At 65.4% G+C, this 19050-nt stretch carries 14 protein-coding genes; 6 read left to right on the forward strand and 8 right to left on the reverse strand.

All coding sequences use genetic code 11. The annotated features are described in order from the left end of the window. Positions 1–268: 268 nt before the first annotated feature. On the reverse strand, positions 269–1510 hold the full coding sequence (gene serA, locus AC1VXC_RS05440; protein WP_481539842.1) for a phosphoglycerate dehydrogenase: 1242 nt from the start codon (positions 1508–1510) through the stop codon (positions 269–271). 203 nt (positions 1511–1713) lie between these two features. Here serA and AC1VXC_RS05445 point away from each other — a divergent pair, with 203 nt between their 5' ends. Continuing rightward, positions 1714–3102 (forward strand): FAD-binding oxidoreductase, encoded by a 1389-nt coding sequence (locus AC1VXC_RS05445; RefSeq protein WP_313492747.1) that lies wholly within the window; start codon positions 1714–1716, stop codon positions 3100–3102. A 39-nt stretch (positions 3103–3141) separates the two neighbouring features. Here the strand turns inward: AC1VXC_RS05445 and AC1VXC_RS05450 are convergent, their stop codons facing one another. Then, positions 3142–4209: an ATP-binding protein gene (locus AC1VXC_RS05450; RefSeq protein WP_313171848.1), complete on the reverse strand. Its 1068-nt coding sequence runs from the start codon at positions 4207–4209 to the stop codon at positions 3142–3144. Beyond that, positions 4209–4955 carry a response regulator gene (locus AC1VXC_RS05455; protein WP_481539839.1) on the reverse strand — a complete coding sequence of 249 codons (747 nt, stop codon included), beginning with the start codon at positions 4953–4955 and terminating at the stop codon, positions 4209–4211. The genes AC1VXC_RS05450 and AC1VXC_RS05455 overlap by 1 nt, the downstream gene beginning before the upstream one ends. A 176-nt stretch (positions 4956–5131) precedes the next feature. Here AC1VXC_RS05455 and AC1VXC_RS05460 point away from each other — a divergent pair, with 176 nt between their 5' ends. From AC1VXC_RS05460 to AC1VXC_RS05480, 5 genes are all read left to right on the forward strand, one after another. Continuing rightward, on the forward strand, positions 5132–6229 hold the full coding sequence (locus tag AC1VXC_RS05460; RefSeq protein WP_481539840.1) for an efflux RND transporter periplasmic adaptor subunit: 1098 nt from the start codon (positions 5132–5134) through the stop codon (positions 6227–6229). 9 nt (positions 6230–6238) lie between these two features. Then, positions 6239–9379 (forward strand): multidrug efflux RND transporter permease subunit, encoded by a 3141-nt coding sequence (locus tag AC1VXC_RS05465; RefSeq protein WP_481539841.1) that lies wholly within the window; start codon positions 6239–6241, stop codon positions 9377–9379. 81 nt (positions 9380–9460) lie between these two features. Next, positions 9461–9760, forward strand: coding sequence for a DUF2388 domain-containing protein (locus tag AC1VXC_RS05470; RefSeq protein WP_313171856.1), 300 nt, complete (start codon positions 9461–9463; stop codon positions 9758–9760). Further along, on the forward strand, positions 9760–11640 hold the full coding sequence (locus AC1VXC_RS05475) for a DUF7844 domain-containing protein (RefSeq protein WP_481539072.1): 1881 nt from the start codon (positions 9760–9762) through the stop codon (positions 11638–11640). Before AC1VXC_RS05470 ends, AC1VXC_RS05475 begins: the two co-directional genes overlap by 1 nt. Continuing rightward, positions 11637–12782 carry a two-component system sensor histidine kinase NtrB gene (locus tag AC1VXC_RS05480; protein ID WP_313171860.1) on the forward strand — a complete coding sequence of 382 codons (1146 nt, stop codon included), beginning with the start codon at positions 11637–11639 and terminating at the stop codon, positions 12780–12782. Before AC1VXC_RS05475 ends, AC1VXC_RS05480 begins: the two co-directional genes overlap by 4 nt. 151 nt (positions 12783–12933) lie before the next feature. On the opposite strand, the gene yeiP is transcribed toward AC1VXC_RS05480, so the two are convergent. The 5 genes from yeiP to AC1VXC_RS05505 form a co-directional block, all read right to left on the reverse strand. Then, entirely contained in the window at positions 12934–13500 is a 567-nt protein-coding gene (gene yeiP, locus AC1VXC_RS05485) for an elongation factor P-like protein YeiP (protein WP_282270790.1), read from the reverse strand. A 118-nt stretch (positions 13501–13618) separates the two neighbouring features. Next, on the reverse strand, positions 13619–14389 hold the full coding sequence (locus AC1VXC_RS05490; RefSeq protein WP_481526829.1) for an SDR family NAD(P)-dependent oxidoreductase: 771 nt from the start codon (positions 14387–14389) through the stop codon (positions 13619–13621). 264 nt (positions 14390–14653) lie between these two features. Further along, entirely contained in the window at positions 14654–17239 is a 2586-nt protein-coding gene (locus AC1VXC_RS05495) for a sensor domain-containing protein (RefSeq protein WP_313492756.1), read from the reverse strand. Next, positions 17236–18129, reverse strand: coding sequence for a hydroxymethylglutaryl-CoA lyase (locus tag AC1VXC_RS05500; protein WP_481539073.1), 894 nt, complete (start codon positions 18127–18129; stop codon positions 17236–17238). Before AC1VXC_RS05500 ends, AC1VXC_RS05495 begins: the two co-directional genes overlap by 4 nt. Before the next feature lie 48 nt (positions 18130–18177). Then, positions 18178–18966 (reverse strand): enoyl-CoA hydratase-related protein, encoded by a 789-nt coding sequence (locus AC1VXC_RS05505; protein ID WP_481539074.1) that lies wholly within the window; start codon positions 18964–18966, stop codon positions 18178–18180. Positions 18967–19050 lie beyond the last annotated feature (84 nt).

Below are 19050 nucleotides of genomic sequence, written 5' to 3' on the forward strand. Positions count from 1 at the left end.
GATAGAACGGGCATGTGGGCGCCGCGTCAGCCGCGAAGCAGGCAGCGACCGATCGCCGGCAATTCTCCCACCACCGGGCACTCCATCAGCTTCGCGGGTGACGCCGCTCCCACAATATCCCTGACGGGACCGGTATAGCCCCTGCCGAGCTTGGCTCGGCACTACAGCCCCCTCCCATTCGCGTAGCGAAGGGGAGGGTTGGGGAGGGGTTGGTTTTGACGTTGCCAGGAGAGCCCTTGCCGAGCATGGCTCGGCGCTACCGGGGGCGTCAGTACAGGATGCGGGTGCGCAGGGTGCCTTGGATCGCTGCCAGCTCCTCGCGGATGACCGCGGCCTGTTCCTCGGTGGCGCTGATGTCGATCACCACGTAGCCGACCTTGGGGTCGGTGCGCAGGAACTGGCCGTCGATGTTCAGGTTGTGGCGCGAGAAGATCTCGTTGATCTTGGACAGCACGCCTGGCACGTTGCGGTGGATGTGCAGCAGGCGCAGGCTCTGTTCGTGTTCGGGCAGGGTCACTTCCGGGAAGTTGACCGCCGACAGGGTGGAGCCGTTGTCGCTGTAGCGCACCAGCTTGGCAGCCACTTCCACGCCGATGTTTTCCTGCGCTTCCAGGGTGGAGCCGCCCACATGCGGGGTCAGGATCACGTTGTCATGCGCGGCCAGCGGCGATTCGAACAGGTCGCCATTGCCCTTGGGTTCGACCGGGAACACGTCCACGGCGGCGCCGCCCAGATGGCCCGAACGCAGCGCCGCATCCAGTGCGTCGATATCGACGACAGTGCCGCGCGCTGCATTGATCAGGTGCGCGCCCTTCTTCATCTTGCCCAGCTGTTCGGCGCCGATCATCCACTGCGTGGAGCCGTTCTCCGGCACATGCAGGGTGACCACGTCCGAGCGCGCCAGCAGGTCGTCCATGCTGATGGCCGGGTGTGCATTGCCCAACGACAGCTTGGTTTCGATGTCGTGGAAGATCACGTGCATGCCCAGTGCCTCGGCCAGTACGCCGACCTGGGTGCCAATGTGGCCGTAGCCAATGATGCCCAGGGTCTTGCCGCGTACTTCATGGCTGCCCGCGGCCGACTTGGACCAGCCGCCGCGGTGGCATTCGGCGTTCTTCTGCGGGATGCCGCGGGTCAGCATGATCGCCTCGGCAATCACCAGTTCGGCGACCGAACGGGTGTTGGAGTAGGGCGCGTTGAAGACCGGGATGCCGGCAAGCTCGGCGGCTTCAAGGTCGACCTGGTTGGTGCCGATGCAGAAGCAGCCGACCGCGATGAGGCGCTTGGCTTCGGCCAGCACCTCGGCGCTGAGATGGGTGCGTGAGCGGATGCCGACGATGTGGGCTTCGGCGATACGCGCCTTCAACTCCTCTTCCGGCAGTGACTTGCTGTACAGCTCGATCTGCGAGTAACCGGCCGCCTTGAAGACGTCCACGGCGGTCTGGCTGACCCCCTCAAGCAACAAAACGCGGATGTCCTGCTTCGGGAACGAGGTCTTCTTGGGCGACATGTCGTGTACGGCGGCGAAGGTGGGTAGGTCGCCAACTATGCCAGATCGGCGCGCCGATTTGTGCGCTGCGCAACGCGGCAAGGCCTTGATGGTAAAAGGTTTCATATGAAATCCACGGCGCGCGTGAGGCCTCACTACGGACACTGGACGGCACGCGGCCGGGCTGTCACGCTTGGCGGCTTTCACGCCGCCGAAACACCGCCATGACCGATCCGCGCCTGGAAACCCTGTTGCAGTCCTGCCCCGAGCTGCGTCTGAAGACCGACGCTGGCGACCTGGAGCACTACGGCCGCGATTGGACCCGGCGCTGGACGCCGGCGCCGCTGGCCATCGCCCTGCCGGGCAGTGTGGAAGAGGTACAGGCGGTGATGCGCTGGGCCAACGAACACAAGGTGGCCGTGGTGCCCTCCGGTGGCCGCACCGGCCTGTCCGGTGGCGCGGTGGCTGCCAATGGCGAGCTGGTGCTCAGCCTGGAGCGCATGAACAAGGCGCTGGCGTTCGATGCGGTGGACCGCACCCTGGTGGTGCAGGCCGGCATGCCGCTGGAAGCACTGCACAACGCCGCCAAGGAACATGGGCTGATCTATCCGGTGGATTTCGCCGCGCGCGGTTCGTGTTCGATCGGCGGCAACGTCGCCACCAATGCAGGCGGCATCCGGGTGATCCGTTACGGCAACACCCGCGAATGGATCGCCGGGCTCAAGGTGGTTACTGGCAATGGTGAGCTGCTCGAGCTCAACAAGGGCTTGATCAAGAATTCCAGCGGTTACGACTTCCGCCAGCTGATGATCGGTTCGGAAGGCACGTTGGGCATCGTGGTCGAGGCCACCGTGCGCCTGACCGACCCGCCGCCGGCCACCAATGTGATGGTGTTGGCGCTGCCGTCTTTCGAAGTGCTGATGCAGGTGTTTGCCGCCTTCCGCGAGCGGCTGCAGCTGGAGGCCTTCGAGTTTTTCACCGATCTGGCGGTCAAGCACGTCACCGCGCACGGTGCGCAGTATCCGTTCGAGGACATCCACCCCTACTACGTGGTGACCGAATACGCCTCCGCCGACGAGGCTGGCGAAGCCGCCGCGCTGGCGGCGTTCGAGTACTGCATGGAGCAGGGCTGGGTGCTGGATGGTGTGATCAGCACCAGCGAGGCACAGGCACAGCAGCTGTGGCGCCTGCGCGAAGGCATCACCGAGTCGGTGGCGCGCTACAAACCGTACAAGAACGACGTGTCGGTGCGGATCTCGGCGATGCCGGCGTTCCTGGCCGAGACCCAGGCGCTGATCAATGGCGCCTACCCGCATTTCGAGGTGGTCTGGTTCGGCCATATCGGCGACGGCAACCTTCATATCAATGTGCTCAAGCCCGACGACACCAGTGATGCCGAGTTCCTCAGCCAGTGCGAGCACGTGACCAAGCTGCTGGCGCAGGTGTTGCACCGCTTTGATGGCAGCATCTCGGCCGAGCATGGCATCGGTCTGGTCAAGAAGGCCTACCTGGCCAGCACCCGCAGCGACGCGGAAGTCGCGTTGATGCGTGGGGTCAAGCATGCCTTTGATACGAACTGGCTGTTGAACCCGGGCAAGCTGTTCGATCGCTGATCGATCAGCTGCGTCGGTCGGTGCCTCTGAAACGGGCGCTTACTCGCGCGGCAGTTCCAGCACGAAACGGCTGCCGCCCCCAGCGCCGCTGCCGCAGGAAACCTGGCCGCCGTGGGCATCGGCAATTGCTTTGACCACGGCCAGTCCCAACCCACTGCCGCCGCCTTGGCGCGAGCGTGAACCATCGCCGCGCATGAAAGGGTCGAAGACGTGTGGCTGCAAGGCGGCATCGATGCCGGGGCCGTTGTCCTCGATGGCCACCTGCACGTGGTCCTTGCCGTCCAGGATTGAGATCCTCACCCGGCCCGGGCTGGCGTAACGTCGCGCATTCTCCAGCAGGGCGAGCAGTGCCTGGCGCAGACGGGTGGGGTCGCAGTAAGCCGGGTGTTCGTCGCGGTGGGTTTCCAGTTCAAGTACCGAGCCCGCAGTGCGGAACGCCGGATCGACCAGGGTCATCACCGAGTGCACTTCCTGCACCACGTCGGTACGCGCGCGCCGCACGTCGAGCCGACCATTGCCGGCCAGTCCCAGTACGCGCAGATCCTCGATCAGCCGCGACAACCCTTCAACTTGCGACAACAGGCTGCGGAACTGTGCTTCGTCCGGTTGGAACACGCCGTCGGCCAGGCCTTGCAGGCGGCCGCGCAGGATGGTCAATGGTGTCCGCAGTTCGTGTGCAATCGCCGCGTGCCAGAGGGCGCGTTCGCGGTCCATATGCTGCAGGCGCGCGGCCATGGTGTTGAAGTCTTCGACCAGCAGGGCGATCTCGTCCAGCGCGTCGTCGCTGGCGCTGGCGCGCGCATCCAGATTACCGTCGGCGAGCGCGCGGACTGATTCCATCAAGGTGTTGAGCGGAGACACGATGCGATGCGTGAGCCGGATCGATGTGGCCAGCGCCAGCGCCAGGCCGATGACAGTGACGATCGCCATCCAGGCCAGTTCCGGACCCGTCGGCAGCCATTCCTGCAATTCCAGCGCGTTGGCCGGATACGACTCGACCAGGATCGCGTACAGCAGGCAGGAGGAGAACGCCATCATCACGATGACGCTGATGACCATCAGCGACATCGACATGATGATGTGTCGATTGAGCCCGGGGCGGCGCATCAGCGATCCGCCATCAGGCGATAGCCCACACCACGCACGCTGGCCGGCATGTTGGCCACGCCCACGTCGTCGAGTTTCCGGCGCAGCTTGCTGACATGGCTGTCGACGGTGCGCTCCAGCGCCTCGCTCTCGGGCAGGCATTGGTGCATCAGTTCGCTGCGGCTGAAGATGCGGGTCGGGGCCAACGCCATGCAATGCAGCAGCTTGAATTCGGTAAGCGTCAGCAGCAGCTCGTGGCTGTAGCCCTCACCCTCGACATGCACCGAATGGGTCTGTGAGTCGATCAGCAACGGGCCTGCCCGCAGGACCGTGATGGCAGGGCGCGGTGCGGCGTGCAGCGTGCGGCGCAGTACGGCACGTACCCGGGCGGCGACTTCGGCCGGGTTGAACGGCTTGACCACGTAGTCATCGGCACCCATCCGCAGTGCGGTCAGCTTGTCCAGGTCCTGGTCCAAGGCAGTGAGCATGATGATTGGCGTGTCGCTGCCCTGGCGCAGCTGCGACAGCACGCCCCAGCCATCGATACCGGGCAGCTGGACGTCCAGCAGCACCAGGTCCGGGCGCGCACTGCGATGCAGCTCGAGTGCGGTGTGGCCATCTGCTGCACGCACCACGCGCAGTTTTTCCCGCTCCAGGTAGGCGGTGATGATGTCGGCGATCTCGGCTTCGTCCTCGACGATCAGGACAAGTGCATCAGCGGAACGATTCCATTGCGCCATCATGGCGACGGGTGGCAGTGCGGTCATTACCGGGTCGGGCCGAAAGGTTCTTGCCTCCATGCTATCTCCACATTCCCTCCATCGAAACCCCATCATCGCCCGGCACACTGCGCGCCTGCGTTCCCGCAGGCTTTCCAGTACCACCCCCAGTGATGATCATTCGATGGATTACGGCCGCCTTGTGTGCGGTGCTGCTTGTGGCCATGACGGCCTGTTCCTCACCTGAAACACCTGCGCAGGTGGTGCCCAAGGTCAGCGTGGTGACCGTGGTCGCGCAACGCGTGCAGCGCGACGACGAACTGCAGGGGCGGGTGGCAGCATTGCGCACCGCGCAGATCCGCGCGCAGGTTGGCGGCATCGTGCGCAAGCGCTTGTTCGAGCAGGGAGCCGAGGTGGCTGCAGGACAGGCGCTGTTCCAGATCGATCCTGCGGCGTTCCGCGCCGACGTCGATTCGGCGCTGGCGGCCCTGCAACGCAGCGAGGCGGCCTTGTCGCGCAGCCGACTGCAGGCACAACGCCTGCAGGCACTGGCCGCCGCGCAGGCGGTTAGCCAGCAGCATCGCGATGATGCGACGTCTGAGTATGAGCAGGCGCGTGCCGCCGTGGCCGAAGCCAGGGCGATCCTGGCCCGCCGTCAGCTGGACCTGCGCTATGCCACTGTCAGCGCACCCATCGCCGGTCGCATCGACCAGGCCATGGTGACCGAAGGCGCATTGGTGAACGTTACCGATGCCGAACCCATGGCGCTGGTGCAGCAGATCGACCAGGTCTACGTCGATGTGCGCCAGCCAGCCTCGCAGTTGCCGGCGATGCGCCGGGATGTCGTCGATGGTGGCGCGATGCCGGTGGCGATCATCGGTGCCAATGGTCAGGTGCACGAGCAGGCCGGGCAGCTGTTGTTCTCCGGTATCAACGTCGATGCGCGTACCGGTGACGTGGTGCTGCGGGTGCTGGTCGACAATCCACGCCGTGATCTGTTGCCGGGGATGTTCGTGCGCGCGCGGGTGCCGCGTGGCAGCGCCAGCGAGCAGCCGTTGTTGCCACAGCAGGCAGTGCTGCGCAGCGCCGGTGGACAGACCTATGCCTGGGTGATCGATGGCGATGGCAAGGCGGTCATCCGCACCCTTGAGCTGGATGGCAGTGTGGACCGGCAATGGATCGTGCGCAGTGGCCTGAAGCCTGGCGAGCAGGTGGTGGTGGAAGGGCAGGAGCGACTGCAGGAGGGGCGGCTGGTCGAAACCCTGCCCTGGCAGCCGGTGTCCGCGCTGGGCAAGGCCGCCGTCGCATCCCGCACCCATTGAAGGTAATCCATGGCCCGTTTCTTCATTGATCGCCCGGTATTCGCCTGGGTGCTGGCGATCTTCATCGTGTTGGCCGGTGTCCTGGCCATTCCGCAGTTGGCGGTGGAGCGCTACCCGGCGGTGGCACCCACCAGCGTCAGCATCTATGCCAGCTGCCCGGGCGCCAGCCCCCAGACACTGGACGATTCGGTGGTCGGGCTGATCGAGCGCGAGCTGTCCAGCGTCAAGCACCTGCTCTATTTCGAATCCTCGGTGGATACCTCGGGCGAGGCGTCCATCACCGCCACCTTTGCCCCGGGTACCAACCCGGAGATGGCGCAGGTGGATGTGCAGAACCGGATCAAGGCGATCGAGCCGCGCCTGCCGGCCAGCGTGCGGCAGAGCGGCCTGTTCGTGGAAGCGGCGGATTCCGGCTTCCTGATGCTGGTCGGGCTGAGGTCGCCGGACGGCAGCGTGGACGAAGCCGAACTGGGCGATTTCATGGCCCGCAACATCATCGACGAGCTGCGGCGCATCGACGGTGTTGGCCGGGTGCAGCTGTTCGGTGCCGAGCAGGCCATGCGGATCTGGCTGGACCCTTCGGCATTGGCTGGCTATGCGCTGACGGTGGGTGATGTGGTTGCCGCCATCGAACAGCAGAACCAGAACATCGCACCGGGCCGCATCGGCGATTCGCCCAGCGTAGCGGGCCAACGCATCACCGTCCCGCTGGTTGCCGATGGGCAGCTGAGCACGCCAGCGCAGTTCACGGGCATCGTTCTGCGCGCGCAGGACGATGGCTCGCGGGTGCTGCTGGGCGATGTGGCGCGGGTGGAGATGGGGGCACAGAGTTACGCCTGGGGTACCCGCGAGAACGGCCAGGTGGCCACCGCTGCCGGCGTCCAGTTGCGTCCCGGTGCGAATGCGGTGAGCACCTCGTCGGCCGTGCGTGCGCGCATCGCCGAGCTGCAATCACTGCTGCCGCCGGGTGTGGAAACCAGCATTCCCTTCGACACCGCGCCGTTCGTGAAGATATCCATCCAGAAGGTCCTGCAGACCTTGCTGGAGGCGATGTTGCTGGTGTTCGCGGTGATGTTCCTGTTCCTGCAGGATTGGCGTTACACCCTGGTGCCGGCTTTGGTAGCACCGATCGCGCTGCTGGGTACTTTCGCGGTGATGTTGGCGCTGGGGTTCTCGATCAACGTGTTGACCATGTTCGGAATGGTGTTGGCCATTGGCATCATCGTCGACGATGCCATCGTGGTGGTTGAAGGCGTTGAGCGGATCATGGCCGAGGAAGGGCTGGCGCCGCGTGAGGCGACGATCAAGGCGATGCGCGAGCTGACCAGTGCCGTGGTCGGCATCACGCTGGTGCTGACCGCCGTCTTCATTCCCATGGCCTTTGCCAGCGGTTCGGTGGGGGCAATCTATCGCCAGTTCACGGTGTCGATGGCGGTCGCGATCCTGATCTCGGCGGTGCTGGCATTGAGCCTGACCCCGGCGCTGTGCGCGACCTTGCTGCGTCCGCTCGCACATGAACGGCGTCAGTGGCGCTTCTTCGATGCATTCAATCGAGGATTCGCCCGCATGAGTGGGCGCTATCATCGGATGGTGGCTGCGGTGTTGCGCCGCGGTGGGCGGGTGATGGCGGTGTTCGCTGCGCTGGTGGTGGCGCTGTTGCTGGGCTTGCAATGGCTCCCCGGTGCCTTCTTGCCGGAAGAAGATCAGGGCTATTTCATCACCTCGATGCAACTGCCGGCCGAGGCCACGGCGGAACGCACCCTTGCCGTGGTACAGGCCTACGAGTCGCATATCGCTTCGCGGCCTGGCATTGCTGGCAACCAGGTCATCACCGGCTACAGCTTTGCCGGCTCGGGGCCGAGCGCGGCCATGGCGTACACGATACTCAAGGACTGGGATGAGCGCGGCGGCGCCACCGCAGCTGGCGAGGTCGCTGCGACCCTGGAGGCGATGGCGACCATCCGCGAGGGCGAGGTGATCAGTGTGATGCCGCCGGCCATCGACAGCCTGGGTAACTCCTCCGGCTTCAGCCTGGCGCTGCAGGCGCGCAGTGGCCAGACCCAATCGCAATTGCGTGCCGCCCAGAAGCAGCTGCTGATCCTGGCCCAGGCCAGCCCGCTGCTGGCCGAGGTACATGCCGATGGCCTGCCATCGGGCAGCAGCGTGCGGCTGCAGATAGATCGCGCCAAGGCCGAGGCGATGGGCGTTGGATTCACCGACATCAGCACGACCTTGTCGGTGGCCATGGGCTCGCAATATGTAAACGACTTCCCGAACGCGGGCCGCCTGCAGCAGGTGATCCTGCAGGCGGATGCGCGGTTCAGGATGGAGATCGAGGACGTGCTCCGCTTGCATGTCCGCAATGCGCACGGAGGCATGGTTGCACTTGCCGAGCTGGTCACGCCGCAATGGGAGGAGTCACCGTTGCAGTTGCAGCGCTACCTTGGGTTTCCCGCGCTGAATGTGTCCGGCGCGCCAGCTGAGGGCGTCTCGACCGGTCAGGCCATGGCCGAGATGGAACGCCTGGCGGGGCAGCTGCCGCCAGGTTTTGCATTGCAATGGACCAGCCAGTCGCTGCAGGAGAAGACATCGGGCGCACAGGCCCCTTGGCTGCTGCTGTTGTCGATGCTGGTGGTGTTCCTGGTGTTGGCTGCCCTGTATGAAAGCTGGTCGATCCCGATGGCGGTGATGCTGGTGGTGCCGTTGGGTCTGCTGGGTGCGGTGGCCGCAGTGCTGTTGCGGGGGATGCCCAACGACGTCTTCTTCAAGGTCGGCATGATCACGGTGATTGGCCTGTCGGCGAAGAACGCGATCCTGATTGTCGAGTTCGCGCGCCAGCTGCAGCGGCAGGGCTTTACTGCCGCGCAGGCGGCACTGCGTGCGGCGCGGATGCGTCTGCGGCCGATCCTGATGACATCCATGGCGTTTGCCCTCGGAGTGCTGCCGTTGATGCTGGCGCAGGGAGCATCGCGGGAAACCCAGCAGGCCATCGGTACCGGCGTGTTTGGCGGGATGGTGACGGCGACGGTGTTGGCGGTGTTCTTCGTGCCGGTGTTCTATGTGGTGGTGGATTCCAGCTGGCGCTGGTTGCGGCAGCGACTCCCGGGCAGGCAGGGGCAGGCCACCGCAGCGGATCATGAACGGATCTGATGGGCAGCGTAGCCGCTGGTTCCAACCAGCGGCCACGGTCGGTACTCTTGGCGTCCTTGTTCATCCGACATTGACACGCCAATGATCCGCTCGATCCTGCTCTGCGCCTTGATTGCCCTGCCGATGTCGGCATTCGCCTCCAGTTTTGCGGGCACTTCGGCCGGCTCCGCCTCGGGTGCATCGTCCAACTCTTCGGGCAGCTCTTCCGGGGACGACAAGGTGCTGCTGGATGCGCGGGAGGATGCGGCAGGTTTCGTCGCCAGCAATGGCCAGATCCGTGGCGCATGGCTGGAAGCGGCCTTGATCCAGTTGCGCGAGCGCGACGCTGCAGCGCGCGAGGCCAGCGACATGGCGCTGGCGCGGAAGATTCTGGCCCTGTGATGAATCACCGCTGGCTGCCGCCCACGCGGTGGCTGGCGATATTGTTGCCGTTATGCGCTGCCGCACCATTGCAGGCAGCGCTGCGCATCGAACTGCGGACGCAGGCGCTGGATCCGGCGCAGCTGCAGGTCAGCCAACAGCTGATTGATGACGTACTGGCGCGCCTGCCTGCCACGATCGAGACCAATACCGCGCTGACATTGCAGTTGCGATGGCGCGCAGACCTGCCCGCGCATGTGCAGGGCAGGGCGCGGGGGCGGGAACTGGGTCTGGACGAACGCCTGTTGCATGGATTGGTGCAGGCCGGTGTCGCGCCCGCCCCCCTGCATTCCGCCCCGGCCTGGCAGCAGGCACGGGCCGCGTTGATCCATGAACTGGCACATGCCTTGGACCGCTCGCAGCATGGCGGCTGGTCGACGCAGTCACGCCTGTTGGACCTGGCCGGTTGGCAGCAGCGGCCGTTATGGCCGGGCCGCGGGCGCAATCACTTCCATCTGCGCAGCCCCGATCCCTATGAGCTGGAAAGCCCGGCCGAGTTCTTCGCGGTAAACCTCGAACACTATCTGCTGGATCCGGATTACCGCTGCCGACGTCCGCTCCTGCACGCCTGGTTTGCCGAGAATCTGGGCGAGCCACGACAGCTGGACGGGGCACACTGCGCGCAGACCCTGCCGTTCATGCAGGCCGGTGAGCAGGAAGGGCAGGCCGATCTGCTCGATCTGGATCCGGCGCGGGTCTATGAGGTCGACTACCTGCTGGCCGAAGGCAACGAGAAACTGATGAGCCGCTGGGGCCACAGCATGCTGCGGCTGGTGGTGTGCGCGCCGGGACGTGTGCCGGGGCCGGCGTGCCGAATGGACCTGCAACACCATCTGGTGCTGTCGTTCAGGGCGTTCGTGGGCGATGTGCAGATATCCAGCTGGCGTGGTTTGACCGGGGTCTATCCGTCACGCCTGTTCGTGCTGCCACTCAGTCGGGTCATCGAGGAATACACCAAGGTCGAGTTGCGCGGGGTATCGTCCACACCGTTGCGCCTGCAGCGCGGTGAGATCACCACACTGCTACAGCAGGCGGCGCGTCTGCACTGGGATTATGACGGCCGCTACTACTTCATCAGCAACAACTGCGCGGTAGAGACAGGCAAGCTGCTCGGTGATGGTGTGCCGCGGTTGGGTGCGGCCGATCTGCTGTCGATCACGCCGACAGGGCTGCTGGACGGCCTGCGGTCCAAGGCGCTGGTCGATCCGCCACGCGATCGGACGATGGCAATGCGTGGCGGCTACTACTTCGAGTCGGCGGCCAATCATTACGCGACGGTGTTCGCGGTCGCGCGCAAGGCGCTGCCGCTGCCCGCCACCGATGTCGGGCAATGGTTGGCGCTGCCGCCTGCGCAGCGCCGGCTATGGATGCGACAGGCCGATGAGCAGGTGCTGGCCGCGATGCTGTTGCTGGAGCAGGCCGCCCGGCGACAGGCCGAGGTCGCGGCTGGCGATGTACTCAAGCGGCGCTTGCTGACACGTGGCAAGCCATTGCCTGAGCAAGACGATTTCAATGCGTTGATGGCACGGGCCGGTGCGTTGCTGGCGCCCGGAAGCCTGCTGGCGCATAGCCCCGGGTACGGCATACCCGGTCCGGACGAGCTGGCGCAGTTGAAGGCGGATACCGCAGCGGGCACAGGGCAGGCCCAGCAACAGTGGGCCGCGTTGCACGCGGCGGCATTGGCAGCCTTGCCCGAGGCGCAGCGCGCCGACCTGGCCCAGATCGAATCGAACCTGCTGTACCTGCGCGAACGTCTGCGTTTAGGGTACGGTACGCAAACGGGGGAGGCGGCGGCGCGCGAACAGCGGCGGCCGGGTCAGTTTTCAGGAGAACGCGGTTGAGCAGCACAGAACAGCAGCAGGCGGCCGATGCAATGATGTTGGCTGGGGATGTAGTGAAATTGAGTTCCTGCGCCATCCTCCAGCTTGACCAGGACGGCCATGTGCGCAGCTGCAACGCGGGTGCTTCAACCGTCCTGGGATATGCCTGTGAGGAAATCCGCGGACGCCCCTTTTCGGTGTTGTTCAGTGCTGCGGATTCGCAGCGCGGTGCGGCCGAGCAGGCGGTGGCACGCACGCTCGAAGAGGGCATCGATCAGCTGAGCATGGCCATGGTGCGCAAGGATGGCGGGCGGTTCCGGGCATCGGTGATGCTGGAGCGGGTCGCCGATCAGCGCGGCGCACGGGTGCTGGTGCTCATCCGTGACATCACCGAGATTTTCCAGACCCAGAAGCGGGTGCGGGAGGCGCAGGAGGTAGCGTTGCGTGCGCAGCGCCTGGATGCGGTAGGCAAGCTCACCCTGGGCCTGTCGCACGACTTCAACAACCTGTTGTCGGTGATTGGCAACAGCCTGGACATGCTGTCGCTGCGCCGCTCCGGCGACGAGAGCGTGCGGCGCATTCTGGATATCGCCCATCGGGCGGTGGAACGTGGCACCCAGTTGACCCGGCAGATGCTGGCGTTCGGCCGCGGCCAAACGCTGGTGCCCCAGCTGAGCAGGGTGGATGACCTGGTCAATGCCTCGTTGGAGTTGTATCGCCGCGTTTGTGGCGAGACCATCCAGTTGAACGTGAACCTGGCCGAGAAGCTGCCGCCAATCTCGGTGGACGTTGGGCAATTGGAGGCTGCGCTGCTGAACCTGCTCAGCAATAGCCGCGATGCCATGCACGGTGTCGGCAAGGTGATGCTGTCGGCGCGGCTTGAAAGCATCATCGTGCCTTCAGGTAACGGTGAGGCTGGCCAGTTCGTCTGCATCTGCGTCGGTGACAGCGGGCCAGGGATCCAGGCGGAGCTGCAGGAGAGCGTGTTCGAACCATTCTTCACCACCAAGAGTGTCGGTGATGGCAGTGGCCTCGGGTTGAGCCAGGTCTACGGGTTTGCAGCGCAGTCCGGAGGCACGGCGACGATTGGTACCTCAGCGCTGGGCGGGGCCGCGGTGTCGCTGTATTTCCCGGTGGCAACAGACGTTGTGCGAGCGGCGTAAGCCGCGAAACCGGCTATCTGACAGGACGCCGGATCTCCATCGATCCAGGGATCTGAAGCCTTGTCGGCTTCGCGGCTTACGCCGCTCCCGCAAGATCGTCCATGCAATGCGACGTGCAGCCCCCTGCCATCTGGCAGGAGGCTGCAGTCAATCAGTCCGCGCGGCCGCCGAACTCACCGGTGGTGGTGTTCACCAGGATGCGTTCGCCGTTGACGATGTATTCCGGGACCATGATTTCCAGGCCGGTGCTGAGCTTGGCCGGCTTCGGGCGCTTGGTGGCGGTGCCGCCCTTCAGTTCCGGCGGGGTCTCGATCACTTCCAGGGTCACGTGCTGCGGCATCTGCACGGCGACCGGCTGGTCGTCGATGACCTGCACGTAGATGCCGGTCAGGCCTTCGGTGATGTAGCCGGCGTCGTCGCCGATGACCTCGGCGTCCAGCGTGTACGGGGTGTAGTCCTCGTCATCCATGAACACGAAGGCATCGCCGTCCATGTAGGAGAAGGTGGACTGGCGGCGCAGCAGCTCGACTTCCGGCAGGTTGTCATCGGCATCGAAGCTGGCATCGAGCTTGTTGCCGCCCGGCACGCTGTACATGATGAAGCGGAAGCGGACGTTGCCGCCACGGCCCTGCGGCGAGCTGCGCTCGATGTCGCGGATCTGGTAGACGCCGTTGTTGTACTCGACGACGTTGCCTTTCTTGATGTCGTTGGCTTTCATGGATTGAGCGCTGGTATCAGGGAATCGGGATGGGAGATTCGCAAAACCAGAAGCGGGTCCTGGGGCTGATCGGGTAGCGCTTTCGCGCCGTTCCGAGTCCCCAAGCCCCGCTCCGGAGTCACTTCGGTGCCAAACGTACGGCGCCGTCGAGGCGAATAGTCTCACCGTTGAGGTAGGTATTGCCAATGATGTGGCCGACCAGGCTGGCGAAGTCGGCCGGCTGGCCCAGGCGCGACGGGAACGGGATGGAGGCAGCCAGGGATTCCTGCACATTCTGCGGCATGCCATCGACCATCGGGGTCCAGAAAACGCCGGGGGCAATGGTCAGCACGCGGATGCCGAAACGCGCCAGTTCGCGCGCCATCGGCAGGGTCATGCCGACCACGCCGCCCTTGGACGCCGAATACGCGGCCTGGCCGATCTGGCCTTCGTAGGCGGCCACCGAGGCGGTATTGATGATCACGCCGCGCTCGCCGTCGGCGTTGGCCTCGTTGTGCTGCATCAGCTCGGCGGCGGCCTTGGCCACGTTGAAGCTGCCGACCAGGTTGACCATCACCGTGGTCTGGAAGTTGGCCAGTGGCATCGCCGCTTCGCGGCCCAGCACGCGCCCGGCACCGAGGATGCCGGCGCAGTTCATCACCACGTTCAGGCCGCCCAGGAACTCACGGGCAGCGGCGAGGTTGGCGGCGACGCCGGCCTCGTCGGTGACATTGGTGGTGAAGTAGCGGGCATTGTCGGCGCCCAGTTCGGCGACCGCGGCGGCGCCCTTTTCATCATTGAGGTCGAACAGGGCGACTTTGCCGCCATTGGCAACCAGGAACTGGGCGACGCCGAGGCCGAGGCCGGAGACGCCGCCGGTGATGACGGCACGAACGGAAGACAGCTGCATTGGAACAATCCTGCTGAGTGATCCGCCGATTCTAGCTGATGCCGATCCGCGGCTAACTGATGCGGGCAGACCTGTGGCACAGGGCCTGATCCAGCGTGACCATGAGGCATTACTTCCTGTCCTCGCCGTCTAGGTAGCCCGGGTAAGCGCAGCGCACCCGGGGAACGGGATACTGGGGGGCCTGAATTTGCTGCCGGGAGCCCTGGGTGCGCTGCGCTTACCCGCGCTACAGGGTCGTTGCCTGTCCCTGTCTGGCTACGGCGGTCAGACGTGAGGTGTGGGGCCTGCCAGCTCAGCCCGGGTCAGTCGTCGGCTGAAGTCAGGCGGCGACAGGCCGGGGGCGAACAGGAAGCCCTGGCCAACCGGCACGCCGAGCCCAAGCAGGAACTGGCGCTGCGCTTCGGATTCGATGCCTTCGGCCACCAGTCCCAGGCCAAGGCTGCGGGCAATGCCGCAGACAGCCTCGCAGACAGCGACATCGGAGGGATTGTCGGGCACGCCACTGATGAACAGCTGGCTGAGCTTGAGGCCGTGGATGGGCAGGGTGCGCAGGTAGTTGAGCGCGCTATAGCCCTCGCCGAAGTCATCGATGGTCAATACCACGCCCATCGCGCGCAGCTCGGCAAAGGTGCGCAAGGTAGCCGGGGCATCCTCGATCAGTACCCGCTCGGTGAACTCCAGCTCCAGCGCGCTGCCGGGCAGGTGATAGTGGTCCAGCACCTCACGCACCTGGCGGGCCAGGCGGTCGCCACTGAACTGGCGGTAGGAGACATTGATTGCCACCCGCATCAGGCCCAGGCCTTCGCGCTGCCATTCGCGGACCTGCCGGCAGGCCTGATGCAGCACCCATTCGCCGATGCGGACGATGTCGCCGGTGTTCTCCGCATGGCTGATGAAGATGTCCGGGCGCAGCTCCCCCAGCTGGCGGTTGCGCCAGCGGATCAGCGCTTCGCAGGCGATGATCTGGCCGCTGCGCAGGTCGACCTGCGGTTGGTAGACCAGCCGGAATTCGTCACGGTCCAGGGCTTTGCGCAGGCGTCGCTCGATCTGCAGGCGGTCGCGCTGGCGACGCGCCAGCTCCGGCGAGAACAGCTGCCAGCCATTGCGATCGCGCCGCTTGCATTCGTACATGGCAAGGTCGGCGTTCTGGATCAGCTGCTGCGGGCGCACGCCGTCCCTGGGCGCGCGGGCGATGCCGATGCTGGTGGTGACCGGGAACTCGTCCTTGCCGAATTGGAAGGGGGGGATGAAGGCGCGGGTGATCGCCTCGGCCAGTTTCTCCGGGCGTCCGGGCAGGTCGCGGGCGTCGCAGGTGACAACGAATTCATCGCCGCCAAAGCGTGCCAGCAAACCTTCGGTACCAATGGCGTCGGCGATGCGGCGGGTGGCTTCGATCAGCAGCAGGTCGCCGGCGTTGTGGCCAAGCACATCGTTGACGGTCTTGAAGCGGTCCAGGTCGATGTAGAGCACTGCCACTTCGGCGTGCGAGGGATTGCCCAGCCGCGCTTCGAGGTCGGTGAGTGCCGCGTCGCGGTTCATGATGCCGGTCAGGGGGTCGGTACGCGCCTGGTTCTTGAGGGTCTGCTCGGCGTGCTTGGGCTCGGTGATGTCCTGCAAGGTACCGGCGATGCGGGTGGAGGCGAGGTCGCCGGGCTCGACCTCGCCGATCATCCGTACCCAGAAGCTGTGGCCACTGGCGCGCTGGCCTTGCAGTTCCAGTTCAAAGCCGGTGTGTTGCTCGACCACCTGTTCCATTGCCTCCTGCAGTTGCAGCCGCGACAGGCTGTTCAGGCAGGCCAGCAGTTGATCCAGATCGGTTGGCGCCGATTGCTGGCCCAGGATGCGCTGCGCTTCGCCGGTGAGGTACAGGTGCTGCTGGCCACGGTCCCACTCCCAGCCACCGATATGGGCCAGCGATTGGGCGCGGTCAAACAAGGCGTGGTCGCGCTTGAGTTCGGTGATGTCACTGAACAGGCAGAACACGTGGTCCGGCAGGTCGCAGCCCGCCGAGAACACCGGTACCGTGGTGATCGATATCCAGATCATCCGCCCGTTGGGGCGGTGGTACAGGCCGATGATGGTGCTGGGAATGATCCGGCCTTCGGCGAAGGCGCGGCTTACCGGCCATTGCTCGGGGCGGAGGCGCCGGCCATGCTCATCGACACTGATCCACTCGTCATTGTTCAGTGGCACCTTGGCCGGGGCAGCGCTGCCCAGGTTGAAGATGCGGTGTGCGGCAGGGTTGGCCGAGATGATGCCGAGGTGGCGATCAAACAACATCACCCCCTTGTCGATGGACTCCAGCAGCAGGCGATAGCGGGTTTCGGCCTGCCAGCGCCGGCTCAGGTCGCGGGCGACGGCAACGATGCAGTGTTCGCCATCGTGTTCGATGGTGGCCGAGTGCACTTCCACCGGGAAACGGCTGCCATCGCCGCGCATGTTGGTGACTTCCACCACGTAGGTTTCGCCACGATTGAGGGTTTCCCAGACCGGCTCCAGGTGGTCGGCAGGCAGGTCCGGATTGAGCAGTTCGATGGGCTGGCCGACGATCGCTTCGCGGGTGCGGCCATAGGCACGGACCCCGGCGCTGTTGACGTCCAGCACCACGCCGGTGGCGCTGAGGATGCTGACCGGGTCGGGTACCGCGTCGAACAGCGCGGCATAACGGCGTTGGGCAACGCGCCGCTCGGCCATGGCCTCGGTCAAGGCCGAGCGTGCAGCCAGCAGCGCCTGTTGCAGGGCCAGTGGCAGCGGCTGCTGCAATGCATGTTCCAGTCCAGCCAGCGCGTCGACATGCGCGGCGCGATGATCGCCGTCGTCAGATACACCCAGCTGGCTGGTTCCGGTCATGACACTGTCAAAGCCCTGCCTGTCTTGCTGCCTGTCTGCCGGCCCAGTCGTTCTGCGAGCCAGTTCCCCGTAGCGGCCAACGCCGGCAGATCCACGCCGGTACGCATCCCCATGCCGTGCAGCATGTAAATAACATCTTCGCTGGCGACATTACCACTGGCGCCGCGCGCATAGGGGCAGCCGCCGGTGCCGGCCACCGCCGAGTCCACCACTCGCACGCCTTCCTCCAGGCAGCTGGCGATATTGGCCAAGGCTTGGCCATAGGTGTCATGGAAATGCACCGCCAGGGCGGTCACCGGCACTTCGGCAGCCACCGCCTGCAGCATCGCGCGGGCCTTGTGCGGGGTACCGACACCGATGGTGTCGCCCAGTGATATTTCATAGCAGCCCATGGCGTGCAGGCGAGCAGCCACGCGGACCACGTCGGCCAACGGCACTTCGCCCTGGTAGGGGCAGCCCAGTACCGTGGAGACATAGCCGCGCACGCGCACGCCATCAGCCTTGGCACGGGCCAGGATCGGCTCGAAGCGCTGCAGCGACTCGTCGATGCCGGCATTGGTATTGGTGCGGTTGAACTGCTCCGATGCCGCAGTGAACACGGCAACCTCGCTGACGCCTACCGCCAGGGCACGTTCGTAACCCTGTTCGTTCGGCACCAGTACCGGGTAACTGACGCCGGGCTTGCGCTGGATACCGGTAAATACCTCGGCGGCGTCGGCCAGCTGCGGCACCCATTTCGGACTGACGAAGCTGGTGGCTTCGATGCTGCGCAGGCCGGTAGCCGAGAGCCGGTCGATCAATTCGATCTTGTCGGCGGTGGCGACCTGCTGTTTCTCATTCTGCAGGCCGTCACGCGGGCCTACTTCGACAATGCGGACGAAATCATTCATGGAGCGGTCTTTGGCTGGAAGAGGGCGCGGGTTGGGCTGGAGCGCAGATTACTTCGCCACCCAGCGCGGGGGGCGCTTCTCAAGGAAGGCCGACAGCCCTTCGCGGCCCTCATCGGAGGCGCGCAGGGCGGCAATCAGGCCCGCATTGGCGCGGTCCAGTCCGTCGCGGTCACCCCCGGCGGCATGGACCTCGCGGACCAATACCTTGGCTGATGCGGCGGCAATCGGACCGGCCTTGCCCAGCAGGTTGAGCTGGGTCTGCACGGCGGCGTCCAAGGCATCGGCGGCCACTACCTGGTGGACCAGGCCCATCTGCTGTGCGGTAAGGGCGTCGAAATGCTCGCCGGTGGCGAACCAGCGACGTGCCTGGCGCGGGCCGATTGCCGCAATCACGTAAGGAGAGATGACCGCGGGCAGCAGGCCGAGCCGGCTTTCGGTCAGCCCGAAGCGCGCGCTGTCAGCGGCAATGGCGATGTCGCAGCAGGCCACCAGGCCGACGCCGCCACCGAAGGCGGCGCCCTGTACACGGGCGATGGTCGGCTTGGGCAGTTCGTCGAGGGTGCGCATCAGCCCAGCCAGTGCCAGTGAGTCGATGCGATTCTCCTCCTGGCTGGCGGTGGCCATCGCCCGCATCCACTGCAGGTCGGCACCGGCGGAGAAGGACGGGCCGGTACTTGCCAGTACCACGGCTCGAACGCCCGGGTCGGCGCCCAGACTGGACAAGGTCTCGGTCAACGACTGGATCAGTGCCGCGTCGAAGGCGTTGTGCAGGTCCGGTCGGTTCATCGAAAGGGTCGCTATCGCGCCCTGCTGCTGCACGAGCAGTGCATCGCTCATTAGGTAATGCCTGTTTTAACGGAAATCCGGCGAATCATAGCGGTGCAGGGGTGGGACGCCATGACGCAGCGCGGCGATGCTAGA

The organism is Stenotrophomonas sp. STEN033 (assembly GCF_056856655.1).